The following is a 17,857-nucleotide window of genomic DNA, read 5'->3' on the forward strand; positions in this document are numbered from 1 at the left end:
TTGAAGAATTAAGAAAATAGATTTTAGAAATAAATAAAAAGGAGCTAATTAAGCTCCTTTTTTAGTTTTAAAATTTAGAAGTCTTTCTTTTTTCCTTTTTAGGTGGTTTACATTCAAAGCAAAAACTAGCGAGTTCTTCTATTTGCATAAGTACTTTTTGATGTTCTACTTTTAAAAGGGTTTCATCTCTGCCAATTTGGGTAAGTTTAGATACTCTTGCATTTTCAGCATTTAATTGTGCTTGTAATTTATCAAAAATGGGTTTAAAAAAGTTAATATTAGAGAAAGCTCCTTTTTGCTCATGCATTTCTTTTCTAAATTTACGAGTATAGAGCTCAGTAAGATCAAAGTTATATTGGCCATAGTTTACAAGCTGTTTTGCCATGGTAGAATCTGTAGCTATAATAGCGGCTGAATCCATGTTAAATATGGTTTTTACTTTATTATTAAAGTTTTTTGTAAACATAAATTCTACTTTACTCATTTGAAAGCTAAAATTTATATTTGATCCCGAATAAAAAGAATACGATTTTAATGCTTTGTTGATTTCTGTTTGGGGCGACAGAAAATGGTGTATGGTTAATTTAGAATCAGAAGACCATTCAATATTTGCCTGACTGTATCCTGCTGAAGATAATATTATAACATATACTAAAAGGATGAATTTCATAGGATACTATTTTTATTTCATAAACTCCTCTGCTTTTTCTACCATTTTTGTACTTCCGCAGAAAAACGGTACACGCTGATGTAATTCTGTAGGTTTAATTTCCATAATACGGTTTTTACCATCACTAGCCTTACCATTAGCTTGTTCTGCAATATAGGCCATTGGGTTACATTCGTACAACAAACGTAATTTTCCCTCAGAAGCCACACTGCTTTTAGGATACATATAAATACCGCCTTTAATCATATTTCTATGAAAATCTGATACTAAAGAACCTATATATCTAGAAGTATAAGGCCTGTCTCCTTCTTCTGTTTGGCAATATTTAATATAATTTTTTACCCCTTGTGGAAAGTGTGTATAATTCCCCTCATTTATGGAATATATTTTTCCAGTTTCAGGAAATTTCATGTCTGGATGCGATAGGTAAAATGTACCAAGCGCAGGGTTTAAGGTAAAACCATTTACACCGTCACCAGTGGTATAAACTAACATTGTACTTGTACCATAAATAATATAACCAGCTGCTATTTGCTTGATACCCGGTTGTAAAAAATCTTCTAAGGTAACTGGGGTACCAACAGGCGTTACTCTTCTGTAAATAGAAAAAATAGTACCCACAGATACATTAACATCTATATTAGAAGAACCGTCTAAAGGATCTATTAATACAATATATTTATTTTGATGTTGCTCATCAAAACTATTAATACTAATAAAACTGTCCTCTTCTTCTGAAGCAATACCACAAACAATTTCTCGTTTTGTGAGCGTTTGTATAAACTTTTCGTTTGCAAGAACATCTAATTTTTGTTGGTTTTCACCCTGTATATTAGTGTCTCCAAATTCTCCAAGAATATCTACTAAGCCTGCTTTGTTTACCTCATGGTTCACTACTTTAGCCGCTAATCGTAATCCGTTTAAAAGTCTAGAGAGCTCACCTGAGGAATATTTAAAAGAACTTTGATTTTCTATAATAAATTCGCCAAGGGTTTTATTTTTTCTACTCATTGTTGAGAGGTTAGTTAAAGAGAGCACAAATATCGTGTATTTTGTGAAATGTTTTCATCATAACAATTTATTAGTTTCTTGTATTTATAACTTAGTGTTATATTTGTAACAATTATGAATTATACAATTAGAGAAGCTAAGGCAGAAGATATGACTCAAGTGCTAGAACTCATTAGAGAGTTAGCGGTATTTGAAAAAGAAGATGACGCAGTTGAAGTAACCGTAAACGATTTAATAACAGATGGTTTTGGAGCAAAAAAATTATTTCATTGTTTTGTAGGCGTGTCTCATGGGCAAATTATAGGTATGGCATTAATATACCCACGGTATTCTACTTGGAAAGGCCCTGTAATTCATTTAGAAGACTTAATTGTTACTGAAACGATGCGGGGTAGTGGTTTAGGAACCGCTTTGTTAACTGAAGTAGTAAAATATGGCAGCAAATTAGGCGTAAAACGTATTTGTTGGGAAGTTTTAGATTGGAACGATCCTGCTATTACGTTTTATGAAAGTAAAGGTGCAAATGTAATGAGAGATTGGGATGTGGTACACTTAGATGAAAAAGCGATCCAAAATTTTATGGCAAATAATTAATTTCTTGTAGGGATGATAAATTACAACAATAAGAAATTTAGACCAGTACTAAACGCTGACCATGGAGAAACATCAGAAGAGACGATTTTTCATTACAAGCAAGAGGGCCCTATTTTAAGCGCTGTTTATAAAGGAGGAAAAATACAAAAAGGTCACTTAATAGGTTTGGTTGCTGAAAATGGAGCTATAGATATGAGATATCACCAAGTGAATACAGAAGGTGCTTTAATGACTGGTATCTGTACATCAATTCCAGAAATAATGAATAATGGTAAAATAAGATTGCATGAAACATGGCAGTGGACCTGTGGCACAGAAATGAGTGGAGCGTCCATTTTAGAAGAAATATAAAAAATAAACTAGCTCTGGGTAATCCCATGAGGTTATTTGTAAGGAAAACTTAAAAATATCGAGGCAAGCCTCGGAATATTTAAATCTCGATTATCGAGTAAATTTTCCTGCTAAGGAACATAAATAATATAGAGTAATGAGAATTTTTAAATTTGGTGGAGCATCAGTAAAAAATGCTGATGGCGTAAAAAATGTAGTACGCGTGTTACAAGAGGTAGGTTATGATAATACCTTGTTAGTAGTATCTGCAATGGGGAAAACAACCAATGCCATGGAAGCCGTAATTGATAGTTATGTTGCAGATAAAAATACGCTTACTGCAACCATACAAGAAGTTGTAAAATACCATAATGATATTTTATTAGATTTATTTGAGAATGATAAGCATCCAATTTTTGAAAAGGTAAAGTCATTATTTGATGAGGTAAAAGGATTTATGTCATGGAATAAATCACCTAAATATAATTTTATTTATGACCAAGTTATTGGTTATGGAGAATTAATTTCTACTACTATCCTAAGTGCTTATTTAAACGAAATAGGCATTAAAAATACCTGGTTAGATGTTAGAGATTTTATTAAAACCGATGGTAATTACAGAGATGCTACTGTAAATTGGGAACATACACAATTAGAAATACAGAATGGCATTGATAAAAATGAGTTGAATATAACTCAAGGTTTTTTAGGAAGTGATGACCATAATTTTACCACTACTTTAGGTAGAGAAGGTTCTGATTATTCTGCTGCAATTTTAGCTTATTGTTTAAATGCAAGCGCAGTAACGATATGGAAAGATGTTCCTGGGGTTTTAAATGCAGACCCAAGGTATTTTGAAAACGCACAACTATTAAATCAAATATCATACAGAGAAGCTATAGAACTTGCTTTTTATGGTGCCTCTGTAATACACCCTAAAACCTTGCAACCTTTACAGCGTAAAGAAATTCCTTTACATGTAAAATCATTTATTAACCCTAAAGATAAGGGTACCACCGTAGGCAAAGGAAATGGAATAGAACCAAAAGTGCCTTGTTTTATTGTAAAGAAAAACCAAGTTTTAATGCGACTTTCTTCCTTAGACTTTTCATTTATTGTTGAAGATAGTATTAGTGCACTTTTTAAATTACTTCACGATTATAAAATGAAAGTTGATTTAATACAAAATTCAGCCATTAGTTTTTCTGTTTGTGTAGATAATAAATTGGGTAGATTACCCGAATTATTAGAAGTTTTAAAAGGGAAATTTAAAATTACACATTACGAAGATGTAGCTTTATATACTATCCGACATTTTGATAATGATGCTATTACAGGATTGCAAAAAGGCAAGGAAATTTTATTAGAACAACGGAGCAATAAAACAGTACAATTAGTAGTGAAGTAAAAATAATTACATATTTACCAATAGCATAATAAGTAAATAACCTTGTGATAGCTCACAAAGTCTTTTTGTTGAAAAAACAATTTGAATTTAAGGTAAGCTCTGGAGTATTTAAATCTCGATTATCGTATAAAAAAAGTTAAAATGAATAGGTCTTTTTCTATATTAGCAATTACGTAAGCATTTTGGAAATATGGGTTTAGTAACCGCAAAAGAGGTAGCAAAAGCAATAAACCTTCATAAATATGGAGTTTTAGGGACTTTTATAGGATGGATCCTGATGAAAGTAACTAAAATATCTAGTATTAACTCTTTTTACGATCAGCATAAACACTTAGAAGGTTCAGCGTTTTTAGATGCAATACTTCAATACTATGAGATAAATTTTGAAATACCTGAGGAAGATTTTAAGCGACTTCCTAAAGACGGGGCATACATTACCATTTCTAATCACCCATTAGGTGGTGTAGATGGTATTTTGTTGTTAAAGCTAATGCTAGCGCAACGTTCTGATTTTAAAATTATAGCCAATTTTTTATTACATAGAATAAAACCAATGGCTCCTTATATTATGCCGGTAAATCCTTTTGAAAATCATAAGGATGTAAAAAGTAGTATAGCGGGGTTTAAAAATGCTATTGGGCATATTAGAGATGGTCATCCACTAGGTATTTTTCCTGCGGGAGAAGTATCAACCTATAAAGATGGTAAATTAATTGTAGATAAACCTTGGGAAGAAGCTGCGCTTAAACTTATTAGAAAAGCACAAGTTCCTGTAGTTCCTATATACTTTCATGCTAAAAATAGCCGCTTGTTTTATCGTTTATCAAAAATTAGTGATGTGTTTAGAACGGCAAAATTACCTTCGGAAGTTACTACACAAAGAAACAGGCATATAAAGGTTAGAATAGGAAAACCAATTCCGGTGAGCATTCAGAAAGAACAGGAAACCTTAGAGGATTTTACGGAATTATTACGAAAAAAGACCTATATATTATCTAATCCGTATAAAAAAGAACGTTTAATAGATCAGCTTCCATCTACTTTAAAGATTCCTAAAGCTCCAAGAAAAATTGCATCGGCAATACCGGCTGAGGTTATGGATGAGGAAATTGCAAAACTTAGAGAAAAAAATTGTAGACTCTTAGAAAGTAAAAATTATGAGGTTTTTCTAGCGATTAAAAAAGATATGCCTTTTATTTTAAAGGAGATCGGAAGACAGCGTGAAGTTACTTTTAGAGAAATAGGAGAAGGCACTAATAATGCGATAGATTTAGATCAGTTTGATGATTACTACCATCATTTATTTCTTTGGGATAATACACATAAAGCTATTGTAGGTGCTTATAGAATGGGGGTAGGAGCGCAAATCTTTGAAAAATACGGTATAGATGGTTTTTACATACAAGATTTGTTTAGAGTAGAGCCAGAGTTGTATGCTATGATGAAAGAATCTATAGAAATGGGTAGAGCCTATATTGTTAAGGAATATCAGCAAAAACCAATGCCTTTATTTCTATTATGGAAAGGAATAGTACATACTACATTACGATTTCCAGATCATAAATATTTAATTGGAGGGGTTAGTATAAGCAATCAGTTTTCTAATTTCTCTAAATCTTTAATGATAGAGTTTATGAAATCTAATTATTGGGATCCTTATGTAGCACAATATATTAGGCCAAAAAAAGAGTTTAAAGTAAAACTAAAAGATGCTGATAAAGAGTTTGTTTTTGATGAAACTCAGGCAGATTTAAATAAGTTCGATAAAATTATTGATGAGGTAGAACCTGGTAGTTTACGATTGCCTGTACTCATTAAAAAATACATTAAACAAAATGCAAAAGTTGTTGCTTTTAATGTAGATCCACTTTTTAATAACTCGGTAGATGGTTTAATGTATATTAAAATTTCTGACTTACCAGAAAGTACTGTTAAACCTGTTATGGAAGAATTTCAGGCAGAATTAGAGCGTAAATTAGCCAATGATTCTAATAGTTAAAAAAAAGAAACCCCAAACTTATGTTTAGGGTTCTCTATTTTTCTATAAAAAAGTATTTTTTAGAACCATGGTTTTTGACCAACTTGGTAGGTATTGTAAAATTCTTCGTCAGATTTTGTTAAATAAATAATGCCTTCTATAATTCCTATTGCAAAAGTAGCCATAACTGCAAACCATCCTATAACAAAACACATAGTAGCCCATCCGATAATTGTTATAACTAATAAAATAATGCCCTCTTTTTGATAACCTAAAATGAATTTATGAACTCCTAAGGAGCCAAAAACAATAGCTAGAATTCCAGCTAACATTTTTTTGTTCTCTTCTCCTCCAACAGCTTCATTTAAACCATCGGTAAATTCTTTTGCAGTTTCTTTTGCTTCGTTAGCGAAATCTTTAGTTTCTTCCTTAATTTCTTCAGCAAACTCTTTTGCTTGCTCTTTGGCATTTTTTAAAGCATCTTCTGCTTTGTCTCCTAAATCTTTGTTCTCGTCTGACATTTTGTTTGTTATTTAGTTGTTGTATGGGTTAAAAATAAACATAATTTTTAGATCAAAGAAATGCTTTGTCAATAGGTTCCCAAAGTTCTATTTTGTTCCCTTCTGGGTCTAGAATCCATCCAAACTTTCCATATTCATATTCCTCAATATCACCAACAACGGTAACTCCTTCTTGTTTTAAAACAGCTAATAACTCCACCAAATTTTCTACTCTAAAATTCATCATAAATGAAGAAGTGCTAGGTTTAAAATATTGGGTGTCTTTGTTCATAGGGCTCCACTGCGTAGAACAATCATTACCTTCTTTATCTTTCCACCAAAAAGTACAGCCATATCGATCTGTATTTAAACCTAAATGGTTTTTATACCATTCTTTTGTGGCATCTGGATCATCTGTTTTAAAGAAGAAGCCTCCTAATCCGGTAACTCTATTTTTCATATTAAGATACGTATATAAAATTTTTACAGTATTATTTTTTTATAGCATTTTCATAAATACTAATCCATTCTTTTGGAGTCATTTTTGTGCAAAGCTCTCCAATAAGTTGATAAGGGATGGCTTCAATTTTTTTAAAACGAACACAACTTTTTCCCATATCTAATTTATATTTAGAATGTTTGGGATATTCTGCAATAAACCAATCTAGTAATTCTTTTTTTGCATACAAACCCATATGATATAATGCAATAAAGTTTTTTTGTGAGGCTAAATTTATGAAGGGTAAGTTTAATTCTGTGTTACAATGATAACCATCAGGATAAATACTTTTAGGAACACTAAAGGCCAACATGCCATATCCTATACCAGATTCAAAACCTTTAGGCAGGTTTTTAATTATAGTTTGTTGTAATTTTAAAACAGCTTCTTGCCTTTCACTTGGCAGCTCTTTTATATATGCTTCTGGAGTTTTTGCATTAGATGTCATCTTTATGCTATTTATAAATTTATTAAAAATACAAAGTATTTACTTAAAAAAATAGGAAGCTATTGCATCTTAATAATTGTTAACTAAAGTGTTTTTTAATTAGGAGTAAGTTATTGAGATAATATATTTTGACTACTGACTACTGACTACTGACTACTGACTACTGACTACTGACTATTTTTAGCTTTTATTTTATCTACCACTGTTTGTGCTAATTTTATTTTACTTTCAACTGTCCAGCCACCAATATGTGGTGTTAAGAGTACTTTATCTGAATTAATTAGATAGTTAAAAGCTTCAGGAAACGCACTATCCGTAAACATATTTTCAAAAGAAGTTTTCTCATATTCTAAAACATCTAAACCAGCACCTAATACTTTTCCAGATTTTATAGCGTTCACTAAATCTTTAGTCACAATACATTTGCCTCTTGCCGTATTAAAAACCCAAATATTTTTTTGAAAACTATCTATAAATGCTTCATCTATCATTCCAATCGTTTCTGGAGTTTGTGGCGTATGCAAACTAAGCACTTCTGTTTTTTGTTTGAATTCTAAAATGCCCACTTGTCTAGCATTTTCATCACCTACACCTCCTTTAATATCATAACAAATAATATCTACATCAAAACCACGTAGTTTTTTAGCAAATGCCTTACCCATATTGCCATAACCAATAATCCCTACTGTTTTACCATCTAATTCTACTCCGCGGTTCCCTTCTCTGTCCCATTTACCATTTTTAACCTCTTTATCTGCTTTATTTAGCTTATTAAAAAGACTTAATACCATTCCAAGGGTATGTTCTCCTACAGCATTTCTATTTCCTTCTGGTGCAGCAGCTAAGAAAATGCCTTTTAATTTGGCATAGGCAACATCTATATTTTCTAGTCCAGCCCCTAATCTGCCAATAAATTTTAACTGAATAGCTTTATCTAAAAATTCCGCATCAATTGTAAATCTACTTCTAATAATAATTCCGTCGTATAAATGAATTTTAGCTTCAATTTCTTTTTTAGAGGAGGTGTAATCTTCATCATTTTTCCACCCCATATTCTTGAATTCTTCAATAATTAAAGGATGATTGGTATCTAAATGCAGTATTTTCATAATATGTTTACTTCATACAAAGTTACATTTTCTTTAAAAATATAATTCTAATATTATTTCAATATGCTTAAATGTAGTAGCATGTCATATCCTAATAAACACTTTATGTTTTGGAGCAAGGAGTTAAGAAATATTTTGTTAAGCAGCAATTGGTTCTTCTATATAAATTTCAAATGCCGTACCATGTGTACTAAAAATTTCTATTTTCCCGTTTAACTGTGCCACTAATCCATGTACTAATTGTAAGCCAAAAGAAGTGGCGTTATCTATATTAAAGTTTTCAGAAATCCCATGCCCATTATCTTCTATTAGAAGGCGAAATTTTTTAGAACCTTCAATTTGCTTAAAGGTAATTTTAATAATATTTTTCTGATTTTCAGGGTTAACGAAAGCGTATTTGTAACAATTGGTAATTAATTCATTAACAATAAGGCCTAAGGGAACACCTAATGACATAGGTATTTCTACAGGGTCAATATCAATCTCGAACTGTGTGTTTTTGATACTTTTCTCATAACTTGTACTAATATTTTTGAGCAGTTTTTTTAAGTAAGTGTCTACAGGAACTTTTACAAAATCATTACCCTGGTATAAGTCTTGGTGAATAAGTGCCATAGATTGGATTCTGTTCTGACTTTCTATTAATATTTTTCCTATTTCAGAATTATCCTTATTCGTGTCTAGTTGCATATTTAAAAGACTTAAAATAATTTGAAGGTTATTTTTTACGCGATGATGTATTTCACGCATTAACAGTTTATTATCTTCATTTTTTTCATTGATAATTGCTAGGGCTTTCTTTTTTATTCTAAATTGATTGAGAACTACCGCTAAAAAAGAAATCACAATAAAGAGTCCTAAAATTAGACCTGCTTGTATATATTGTTGTTGTTTAGCTTTAAAACGTTGTGTATTATTTTCATTGCTAAGTTTGCTGATTTCTTCATTTTTTTTTGCACTTTTTTTTACAAACTCCAAGCGTTCGCTTATTTTTAAATTTGTGTCCTCGTTAATTTTGTTTTCATATGCAGAATATAACTTGTAGTGTTTTAAACTTTCTTTAAAATTACCTTGTATAGAGTCAATTATTGCTAAACTTTGGTATGCATTACTTATGAGTATATTATTCTTGTTGCTTTTTTTATTATAATTAATATTTTCAATAAATTTTTGAGAAGCTTTATTAAAATACCTATTTGCTTTGTACACTTTGTTATCACTGTTGTAAACTAAACCAAGATAATAAAGTGTTTTTCCATAGTCATAAGAAAAAGGTTCCATCTTATAGGTTTCTATAGCTTTTTCTAAGTAATAAATGGCATTTTTATGATCCCCTATCTTGTAATAAAAAAAGCCTAAATCTGTATGGCATTCGCCATCATAATTATAACTTCCTGCTGGGTTTTTCTTCAAGATTTCTAAGGCCCTTAAATCATATGCAATTGCTTTTTCGTAGTCTTTATGATGTGTTGCGTAAAGTGTTGCGGTATTAATTAAAGCAAAAAACATGTCTATGGCATTATTGTCTTTTTCTGCAAATTGAAAAGCTTTTTTAAAATATTCACTAGCCTTATCATATTCTTTAATATCATAATTATTAAGACCTACCGAAAGGTAAAATTGTGATTTTTTATTTAAGGATACAGAAGGGTCATCGATATACTTGAAGCCTTCAACTATAATTTTTGATGCAGAATTATAATCACCTATTCCATCGTTTCCTACTGAACTTATAGCTGTTATTAATGCTAAGATGATATTTTTATCTTCTTCATATTTTTTAGCCAATTCATATGCTCTATTAAAATAAAGTAAACTTTTAAATTCTTCTTCTCTCCAGGAGTATACTCTGCCAATACCATGGTTGCCTTTTTGCAAACCATTTCCATACGATAATTTTTTAGAATTAGCCAGTACTTGCTCCATATGCTCCATGGCAATATCTAATTTTTCTTGGTTAATTTCTGCCATAGCTAAACGAAATAGCGCGTCAATTTCCTTTTTTGGTTTGTTATATTGTTTGCTTAGGTTTATCGCTTTTTGTGCATAATAAAAAGAAGAATCGATATTATAATTTTTATCTTGGAAATAAATTTTACTAAGCGTTAAGAAGTGATCAATATTATTTTTTGACTCGTTTTTTTTTATTAAACGATGTAGGCTATCTATAGGTGTAAGGTTTTGGGCACTAAGAATAGAGCAGAACAAAAAACAACTACAGCATATTTTTTTTAAAAATTTCATTTCCCAATTATAAATTTAAGCATGTTTTATATTATGCTGCTATCGGTTCTTCTAAATATATTTTAAATTGAGTTCCTTTGTTCTGGATAATCTCTATTCTTCCATTTAATTGAGCTACTAGTCCATGAACTAATTGTAGACCAAAAGATGATTTGTTGTTTAGATTAAAATTACTAGGTAAGCCTTTTCCATTATCTTCTACATATAGATAAAAAGTGTTGGTTCCTTCAATTTTATTAAAATTAATTTTTACTTCTTCTTTAATATCTAGTGGAGGTGTAAAAGCATATTTGTAACAATTAGTTACCAACTCATTTAAAATAAGACCTAAAGGAACAGCCAACCCCATCCTTATTTCTTTTGGGTCTAAATCCATTTCAAAATGTATTTTATTATCAATTTTTTCAAATGATTGTTTTATGTTGCCTATCAACTCAGGAATGTAAATACCAGCATTTACTTTTAAAAATCGATTGCCGTGGTATAAGTTTCTATGTATAATTGCCATAGATTGTATTTTACTTTTACTTCCTTTTAAAACTTCTTCTAATAATTTATTACCATTACTGTTCTCTTGTTGCGCACTTAGTAAACTCAGAATCATTTGTAAATTATTTTTTACTCTATGATGTATTTCTTGCATTAACAAAGTGTTTTTTTTATTTTTTGCCTCTATGATTTTTGCCGTCTTATTATTTAAAGAAAACTGATTGTAAACTACTACTAGAAATATGATAAGAAGTCCTATAACAGTATAAAGTTTTGTTTTTAAACTCTGCCTTTTCTGTGCTTTGTATTTCTGAATTTTATTTTTATGCTCTAGCTTTGCTATTTTAGATTTTTTTACTGCAGATTCTTTCACTAAGTCTAATTTTTCTGCCATTTTTAACGTAATACTTTCTTCTGCTTTATCCCTGTATTTGATATGTAATTTATAATTGTTTATGCTACTTTTTATATCTCCTAGGGTAGAATCAATAGTGGCTAATTGCAGATAAGCTTCTGCTGTTTGACTAGTATTTATATTATTTTTTTTATTTTCAGCAATGCTTGTATAAAATTGTTTTTTTGCTTCTTTAAAATAATTTCTAGTGTTATCATAGCGTTTAAGGTTTAAACTTATTACACCCATATGTTGTAAAGTTAAGCCTTGTCTAAACCTGTTTTCTGATGCTATATCTAATGCTAAAGCCTTTTTAAAATAGTTTAATGCTTTTTTAGGTTCGTTTAATATTTGATAACAATTTCCCAAGCCTCTATAGATGAAAGTGCAACTTTGAGGGTTAGTATCTGCAAGTTCTAAAGCTTTTAGAAAATATTCTTTTGCTTTCTCTGTCTTATTTAAAGCTAAATATATATTTCCTGTATTTATTAAGGGAGTTAATTGTTTATTTAAGAACCCAGTTTGTTGAAATAATAAGATAGATTTTTGATAATTTTTTAGTGCTTTATTATTACTATTCGTTATTCCATTAACATAAGCTAGGTAGTCGTAAAATTGTGCTTTATTATTTAATGATATTGATGGATGATTTAATATTTTTATATTTTCGTTAAGTACTTTTATAGCTTCATCGTAGTATTCAATACTCATATATTTATTAGACAAAGAGAGTGCCATTTCAATAATGGTTTCTTTAGATTCATCCGCTTCTTTAGCTATAACATATGCTTTTTTTAAATAGAAAATTCCTTCTGTATATTCTTTTTGATCTAGAAGAGCGTTTCCCAGTAAATTATACCCTTTACTTAATGTAAAGCTATAAGCGTTTTTTTTAGATTCTGCTATAACTTCTTGAGCATATGTAGTAGCAATTTCATATTTTTTGTTTAAATAAGCTATGTAGCCTATTTTATATTTAGCTATAATACTTTTTTTATGCTTTTTATATTTTTGACTAAGCTTTAAAGAGCGTTTTGCATAATGCATAGCACTATCTAAGTTTCTATTTTGTATAGCACTATATTTTTCTCCTAATAAAAGGAAAAAATCTATTTTCTCTATTTCATTACTGTTTTTAATTACACTTTTTAGATCATCTATAGATGAAATATTTTGTGTGTACAACAATGCATAGTGAAAAAGAAATAAGAGAAAAAAAGTTTTTTTTATGCTACATTCCATTATATTCTTTTTGTGCAAAAAACGATTAGCTACTTTTTAAGCAGCTATAGGTTCCTCTAAGTAAATTTCAAATTTGGTGCCCTTTTCTTGTATAATTTCTATTTTCCCATTTAATTGTTCTACTAAGCCATTTACTAACTGTAAACCAAAAGAAGATGTCTCTTGACTATTAATATTTGCATGATTAGGAATTCCTTTTCCATTATCTTGGATTAAGAGGCGAAATCTTTGAGTGCCTTTAATTTGCTTAAAGGAAATTTTTATAATGTTTTTTTGATTTTCGTAATCAATAAAAGCATATTTGTAGCAATTGGTTATCAATTCATTTAGGATTAGCCCTAGTGGTATGGCAAGACCTATTTTTATTTCTTGAGAAATAATATCTATCTCAAAATGTATTTTTTTATTTTTACTTTTAAATGATTCTCTGATATTGTTAATTAATTCGTGTAAATAGGAATTTACAGGAACCTTAGTGAATTTTTCTCCTTGGTATAGATTTTTATGGAGAATAGCCATAGATTGTATTTTATTTTGGCTTTCAACCAAAGCATCTTCGAGGGTTTTATCTCCTTTATAACGTTCTCTTTGGGCGTTAAAAAGGCTAAGAATAATTTGAAGATTGTTTTTTACGCGATGGTGCACTTCTCGCATTAATAATTTATTTTCTTTATTTTTCTCAGTAATAACCCTTAAAGATTTCTTTTTAAGTATAAATTGATTTATGAGAATCATTAAGATTAAGAATACCAAACATACCGTAACAAATAGTATAGCTTGTACGGTGTTTTCTTGTTTAGCTTCATAACTGTTAATATCGTTTTTATGGGTAAGTTGCGCAATTTCAAGATCTCTTTTTATAGATTTTTTCGTAAGCTCAAAACGTTCCGTTGCTCTTAAAGTTAAATTGTTTTTTACACTATCACTATAGGTGATATGGCTTTTATAATGTGAGTAATATTTAAGATAATCTTGTTTGTTATCATATATTTTTGAAAGATATAGATGGCATTCAGAAATCATAAGAGTATTCCCTTTTTTTATATGATTGCTAAGACTTTTAGAGATATAGGCTATTGCTTTTTTTATATGTGTTTCAGCATTTACACTATTTTTTTCTTTTTTATGTATAAAGCCTAAATACATATGAGACTTACCCAATTCTAACAAGTCATTTCTATTAGTATGGTCTACTAATGATTTTTTTAAATAAAACTTAGCTTTTTCTGTATCTTCTGATTTTAAATAGGTTAATGCTAAGCCTCTATTAATAGGGCCATATGCACTTGGCGTACTATGCGCTATTTCTAAAGATTTTAAATAACTGTTTTTAGCTTGTTCATACTTTTCTAATGCTCTGTTCATTTCACCAATTTCGTATAGTGTATATACCAGCTTAGTGTTTTTATTTTCTTTAAAAATTTGGGCTGCTTTTGTGTAATAATCTAATGCGTCTCTGTAATTAGCGCTAATAGCATTAACCTGACCTAAGCAATAATAAAATTTTCCTTTTATAGTTTCTGTTATGTTTGGATTTTCTATTATTTTATAATTCCCCAAAAGCATTTCAAAAGCAGCACTAGTTTCTCCCATAGATGCATATTCTTGACTCATGTCTAGCATAATATCAATTACTTCAGGATCTGCTGTTTTATTGCCATTAATTAAAACATGCGCTTTTTCATAATATGGTATTGCTTTAGCTTTTTTATTCTTGCTATCAAGAATTAAGCCCATAGTATAATTACTTTTTATTTGGCCATTGATATAATTTATTTTTTCAGATTCTTTCAGCATATGCTCTATATGGGCAATAGCAGCATCAAAATTTTCAGATAGTATTTTTGCTAAATATAGTTTGTACTCAGCTTCTATGGCTTTTTTAGGTTTTTTGTATAATTTACTGAGTTGTAATGCCTCTTCTGCATAATGTAGCGCATGATCTAAATCTTTATTTTCACCTTGTAAATATTGCTCGCTAAGTTGAATTAAAAAATCAATTTTATCTTCATGTACTGCTTGTTCCAGAAGTATATTAATGTGGTTTACTTTTTTTAAACTACTAGAAGGAGATTGCCCAATTAGAATATATTGAAGTGTAAATGTAAAAATAAGAAACAGTAGAGCTTTCATTCTTAATGACTTAATAATGATTTTCCTTAAATTGGGTTAAGGCTATGAGTAAAAATGAACTGGATTTACATCATTTTGTAATTCTTTGTTTTAGTGATCCCTAATTTTTTAATTCTAAAATCCAATGTATTTGGGTGAAGTTTTAAAATTTCGGCAGCACCACCTTTCCCTCTTATTTTACCATTACAATATTGGAGCGTATTGATAATTTGTTCTCTTTCAATTTCCTCCATCGATTTCAATTGAAATTCTGTTTGATGTTGCGCTTCTTTATGATTTGGGTGTGCATCCAAATCCAAATTAATACTTAACTGTGTACCCTCTGATAAAATTACTCCTCTCTCAATACAATGTTGTAATTCTCTTACATTTCCTGGCCAAGAGTAGTTGCAAAAATCATTTAAAGTTTTCTTGGAAATAGAGTCTATGGGCTTGTTTATATGCGATGTTGTAACTTTTAAAAAGTGATTAGCAAGTATTACCACATCGTTTTCACGCTCTCGCAGCGGAGGGATTCGAATGGGGAAAATATTTAACCTAAAATATAAGTCTGCTCTAAAAGTTCCTTTTTCTACTTCTTCTGCAAGATCTCTATTTGTTGCTGCTATAATACGGACATCTATTTTTTTAGTTTGTTGCCCTCCAATAGTTTCTATTTCTTTTTCTTGTAAACATCTCAGTAATTTAGATTGACTTGATAAAGGAAGCTCGCCAATTTCATCTAAAAATATAGTGCCTCCATCCGCTAATTCAAACTTTCCAATCCTTTTTTCTGTTGCTCCAGTAAAACTTCCTTTTTCATGACCAAAAAGAACAGATTCAATTAACTCACTTGGCAATGCAGCGCAATTTATTTTAACAAGTGCTTTAGCTTTTCGTGGAGATGCCTCATGAATAGCCTGCATAAACAGTTCTTTTCCTGTGCCAGTTTCTCCGTTTAAAAGAACAGTTACATCCGTATAGCCAACTTGACTTACTTTTTTTAATGCTTTTTTAATAGAAGGACTTTCTCCTAAAATTAATGAAGATTCTTGACTTAAAGTATTGATTTTTTTAAAGGTTTCTTGCGGTGTTCTACCTTTATCCATTTTGGTAAACGCTAGCTCTAATGCTACCCTAAGATCTCTTTCATCAAAAGGTTTTAGAATATAACCACAAGGATCAGTGGTATTCATTTCTTTTAATGTATTTGTATCTGAATATGATGTGATATATAAATGTGGAAGATTAAAACGTTTTTGGATAACTTTTGCTAGTTCAATACCATTTTGATCACCTAAAATATTAATGTCTAATAAGGCAATATCTACCTCTTCATTTTCTATCTTTTCTATAGCTTCTTTACCAGATTTTGCCATACCCATAACAACATAGCCTAGACTTGTAACAATACGCCTTAAATCTTGAGCAATAACAAATTCATCTTCTACAATAAGAACTTTGCCTAATATTTGTTTTTTTTTCTGTGTCAAAATAATTTTTTTTGTGGTTATTTTCTAGTACAATCTTTTTAAAACACTTTATATCTGTTCTAAATCATAATAGAAATGAAATATTCCGTAAATTTTTTTGATCTAAAATTTTTAGAAATAAAAACATTCTATTTTTGTTTAAGTTTACGAATTAAATAATAAAATTAAATATTAATTAAATTATCAATATCGTAATAGCAATTTATACTGTAAAAATAATATTTTTTAAATTAAGAAAGTCTTTATTTGATGACTAAATAAGGTTTTTTTATAATAAAATCAATTTTTTATTCGATTTTTTTACAAAAAGTTAAACAAAAAGTTTTGTTTATATTTAAAAGTTAAACAAAATATATAAAAATTCGTTTTATAATTTGAGCATGTTGAAGTGTCATACATTAATTTTTTATCAAAAAAATAGTGGATTTATATATTTTTAATGGAATCATAATTAAAAATAGCTAAATAGCAATTAGATAGAAATACATTTTAAATAGTATTTTTTGTTGAATTATTTTTTAAAAATAGATGCCTTGAGTTGCTGTTTTAAGTAATACTGAAGATTGAAATGGGTTTTGGGCAGAAATTTTAGATTTATGTGCTACAGCATAATTATCTACAATAACAAGATCTCCTGTATCCCATTGATGTACATGCGTAAACGTTTCATTAGAAAAAAGCTTGTTTAAACCAAATAAGATCTGATTTGTAGTTTTATGTGACAAAGGTTCTTTGTTACATGTATTATTGACCATAGAAGTAAAACCGAAATCAAAAAATAATGTTTTTTTACCACTGTAAGGATGTTTCCATATAATAGGGTGAGATACATCATTACTATACTTTATATGGTATTGCTTTAATTCTTTCTTTAATTCAGTATTAATACTAGCATATATTTCAGTAAGTGAAATAAAAGAAGTTTTTGTACTATGATCAGAAATTCCAGTCATTTGAAAAACACTTAAGTATGGAGGTTTTTTTGTTCGAGCTCCATCAGAGCGCCACAAAAAGTTAGATTCATCAGCGTAATTTTCTTTACTAATTATAACATTGCGCTTATCGATATTTATATTTTGTGTTAAATCCTTTTCTGACTGTAAATTTGTTGTAAAATTAATTTGCTCTTGTTCTGTCCATTTTCTTTTACCTTTAATAATAACCATATAAGATAATTTAATAATTTTTTTAATTTCATTAAACTGATCTTGGGTAATTTTATTGATATCAGTAAGGTTAAAGATTTGTGTGCCAAAATATGGATTGATTTCTTTAGTAACCAGAGTTTTCTTGGTATGCTTTCTCTGAATTAATTTTTTAAACAAATCCATATACT

At 29.5% G+C, this 17,857-nt stretch carries 15 protein-coding genes; 4 read left to right on the forward strand and 11 right to left on the reverse strand.

The features are described from left to right. Positions 1 to 67: 67 nt before the first annotated feature. Complete coding sequence (locus ACZ451_RS07720; protein ID WP_464216540.1) at positions 68 to 670, reverse strand: hypothetical protein; 603 nt, start codon at positions 668 to 670, stop codon at positions 68 to 70. Between the two features lie 12 nt (positions 671 to 682). After that, positions 683 to 1,681 (reverse strand): class 1 fructose-bisphosphatase, encoded by a 999-nt coding sequence (gene fbp, locus ACZ451_RS07725; RefSeq protein ID WP_464216541.1) that lies wholly within the window; start codon positions 1,679 to 1,681, stop codon positions 683 to 685. A gap of 114 nt (positions 1,682 to 1,795) precedes the next feature. Between fbp and ACZ451_RS07730 the strand changes: the two genes are divergently transcribed. The 4 genes from ACZ451_RS07730 (at position 1,796) to ACZ451_RS07745 (ending at position 6,012) form a co-directional block, all read left to right on the forward strand. Then, positions 1,796 to 2,275 carry an N-acetyltransferase family protein gene (locus tag ACZ451_RS07730; protein WP_464216542.1) on the forward strand — a complete coding sequence of 160 codons (480 nt, stop codon included), beginning with the start codon at positions 1,796 to 1,798 and terminating at the stop codon, positions 2,273 to 2,275. Between the two features lie 12 nt (positions 2,276 to 2,287). Continuing rightward, the gene (locus ACZ451_RS07735; protein WP_464216543.1) at positions 2,288 to 2,626 is read left to right on the forward strand and encodes a n-acetylglutamate synthase; all 339 of its coding nucleotides are present in this window, start codon (positions 2,288 to 2,290) and stop codon (positions 2,624 to 2,626) included. 136 nt (positions 2,627 to 2,762) lie between these two features. Beyond that, positions 2,763 to 4,013 carry an aspartate kinase gene (locus tag ACZ451_RS07740; RefSeq protein WP_464216544.1) on the forward strand — a complete coding sequence of 417 codons (1,251 nt, stop codon included), beginning with the start codon at positions 2,763 to 2,765 and terminating at the stop codon, positions 4,011 to 4,013. A gap of 190 nt (positions 4,014 to 4,203) precedes the next feature. Further along, positions 4,204 to 6,012 (forward strand): GNAT family N-acyltransferase, encoded by a 1,809-nt coding sequence (locus ACZ451_RS07745; RefSeq protein ID WP_464216545.1) that lies wholly within the window; start codon positions 4,204 to 4,206, stop codon positions 6,010 to 6,012. Positions 6,013 to 6,071: 59 nt separating this feature from the next. On the opposite strand, the gene ACZ451_RS07750 is transcribed toward ACZ451_RS07745, so the two are convergent. From ACZ451_RS07750 to ACZ451_RS07790, 9 genes are all read right to left on the reverse strand, one after another. Next, positions 6,072 to 6,512, reverse strand: coding sequence for an NINE protein (locus ACZ451_RS07750; protein WP_464216546.1), 441 nt, complete (start codon positions 6,510 to 6,512; stop codon positions 6,072 to 6,074). Between the two features lie 52 nt (positions 6,513 to 6,564). Continuing rightward, positions 6,565 to 6,951, reverse strand: a complete 387-nt coding sequence (locus ACZ451_RS07755; protein ID WP_464216547.1) for a VOC family protein — start codon at positions 6,949 to 6,951, stop codon at positions 6,565 to 6,567. A 31-nt stretch (positions 6,952 to 6,982) separates the two neighbouring features. Next, positions 6,983 to 7,438, reverse strand: coding sequence for a DUF1801 domain-containing protein (locus tag ACZ451_RS07760; protein WP_464216548.1), 456 nt, complete (start codon positions 7,436 to 7,438; stop codon positions 6,983 to 6,985). Positions 7,439 to 7,605: 167 nt separating this feature from the next. Further along, a complete protein-coding gene (locus ACZ451_RS07765; protein WP_464216549.1) occupies positions 7,606 to 8,547 on the reverse strand; it encodes a 2-hydroxyacid dehydrogenase in 942 nt (313 codons plus the stop codon). Between the two features lie 138 nt (positions 8,548 to 8,685). Beyond that, complete coding sequence (locus ACZ451_RS07770) at positions 8,686 to 10,791, reverse strand: histidine kinase dimerization/phosphoacceptor domain -containing protein (RefSeq protein WP_464216550.1); 2,106 nt, start codon at positions 10,789 to 10,791, stop codon at positions 8,686 to 8,688. Positions 10,792 to 10,822: 31 nt separating this feature from the next. After that, a complete protein-coding gene (locus ACZ451_RS07775) occupies positions 10,823 to 12,916 on the reverse strand; it encodes a histidine kinase dimerization/phosphoacceptor domain -containing protein (protein ID WP_464216551.1) in 2,094 nt (697 codons plus the stop codon). A gap of 36 nt (positions 12,917 to 12,952) precedes the next feature. Then, the gene (locus ACZ451_RS07780) at positions 12,953 to 15,049 is read right to left on the reverse strand and encodes a tetratricopeptide repeat-containing sensor histidine kinase (protein WP_464216552.1); all 2,097 of its coding nucleotides are present in this window, start codon (positions 15,047 to 15,049) and stop codon (positions 12,953 to 12,955) included. Between the two features lie 65 nt (positions 15,050 to 15,114). Beyond that, positions 15,115 to 16,521: a sigma-54-dependent transcriptional regulator gene (locus ACZ451_RS07785; RefSeq protein ID WP_464216553.1), complete on the reverse strand. Its 1,407-nt coding sequence runs from the start codon at positions 16,519 to 16,521 to the stop codon at positions 15,115 to 15,117. 518 nt (positions 16,522 to 17,039) lie between these two features. After that, complete coding sequence (locus ACZ451_RS07790; RefSeq protein WP_464216554.1) at positions 17,040 to 17,852, reverse strand: TauD/TfdA family dioxygenase; 813 nt, start codon at positions 17,850 to 17,852, stop codon at positions 17,040 to 17,042. Positions 17,853 to 17,857: the final 5 nt, after the last annotated feature.

It is taken from the genome of Allocellulophaga tsushimaensis, assembly GCF_055383085.1.

Coding starts and splice junctions, on each gene's coding strand:
- ACZ451_RS07740 (WP_464216544.1), top strand. CDS start 2,763: ATGAGAATTTTTAAATTTGGTGGAGCATCAGTAAAAAATGCTGATGGC.
- ACZ451_RS07765 (WP_464216549.1), bottom strand. CDS start 8,547: ATGAAAATACTGCATTTAGATACCAATCATCCTTTAATTATTGAAGAA.
- ACZ451_RS07720 (WP_464216540.1), bottom strand. CDS start 670: ATGAAATTCATCCTTTTAGTATATGTTATAATATTATCTTCAGCAGGA.
- ACZ451_RS07770 (WP_464216550.1), bottom strand. CDS start 10,791: ATGAAATTTTTAAAAAAAATATGCTGTAGTTGTTTTTTGTTCTGCTCT.
- ACZ451_RS07775 (WP_464216551.1), bottom strand. CDS start 12,916: ATGGAATGTAGCATAAAAAAAACTTTTTTTCTCTTATTTCTTTTTCAC.
- ACZ451_RS07755 (WP_464216547.1), bottom strand. CDS start 6,951: ATGAAAAATAGAGTTACCGGATTAGGAGGCTTCTTCTTTAAAACAGAT.
- ACZ451_RS07790 (WP_464216554.1), bottom strand. CDS start 17,852: ATGGATTTGTTTAAAAAATTAATTCAGAGAAAGCATACCAAGAAAACT.
- ACZ451_RS07750 (WP_464216546.1), bottom strand. CDS start 6,512: ATGTCAGACGAGAACAAAGATTTAGGAGACAAAGCAGAAGATGCTTTA.
- ACZ451_RS07760 (WP_464216548.1), bottom strand. CDS start 7,438: ATGACATCTAATGCAAAAACTCCAGAAGCATATATAAAAGAGCTGCCA.
- fbp (WP_464216541.1), bottom strand. CDS start 1,681: ATGAGTAGAAAAAATAAAACCCTTGGCGAATTTATTATAGAAAATCAA.
- ACZ451_RS07735 (WP_464216543.1), top strand. CDS start 2,288: ATGATAAATTACAACAATAAGAAATTTAGACCAGTACTAAACGCTGAC.
- ACZ451_RS07780 (WP_464216552.1), bottom strand. CDS start 15,049: ATGAAAGCTCTACTGTTTCTTATTTTTACATTTACACTTCAATATATT.
- ACZ451_RS07745 (WP_464216545.1), top strand. CDS start 4,204: ATGGGTTTAGTAACCGCAAAAGAGGTAGCAAAAGCAATAAACCTTCAT.
- ACZ451_RS07730 (WP_464216542.1), top strand. CDS start 1,796: ATGAATTATACAATTAGAGAAGCTAAGGCAGAAGATATGACTCAAGTG.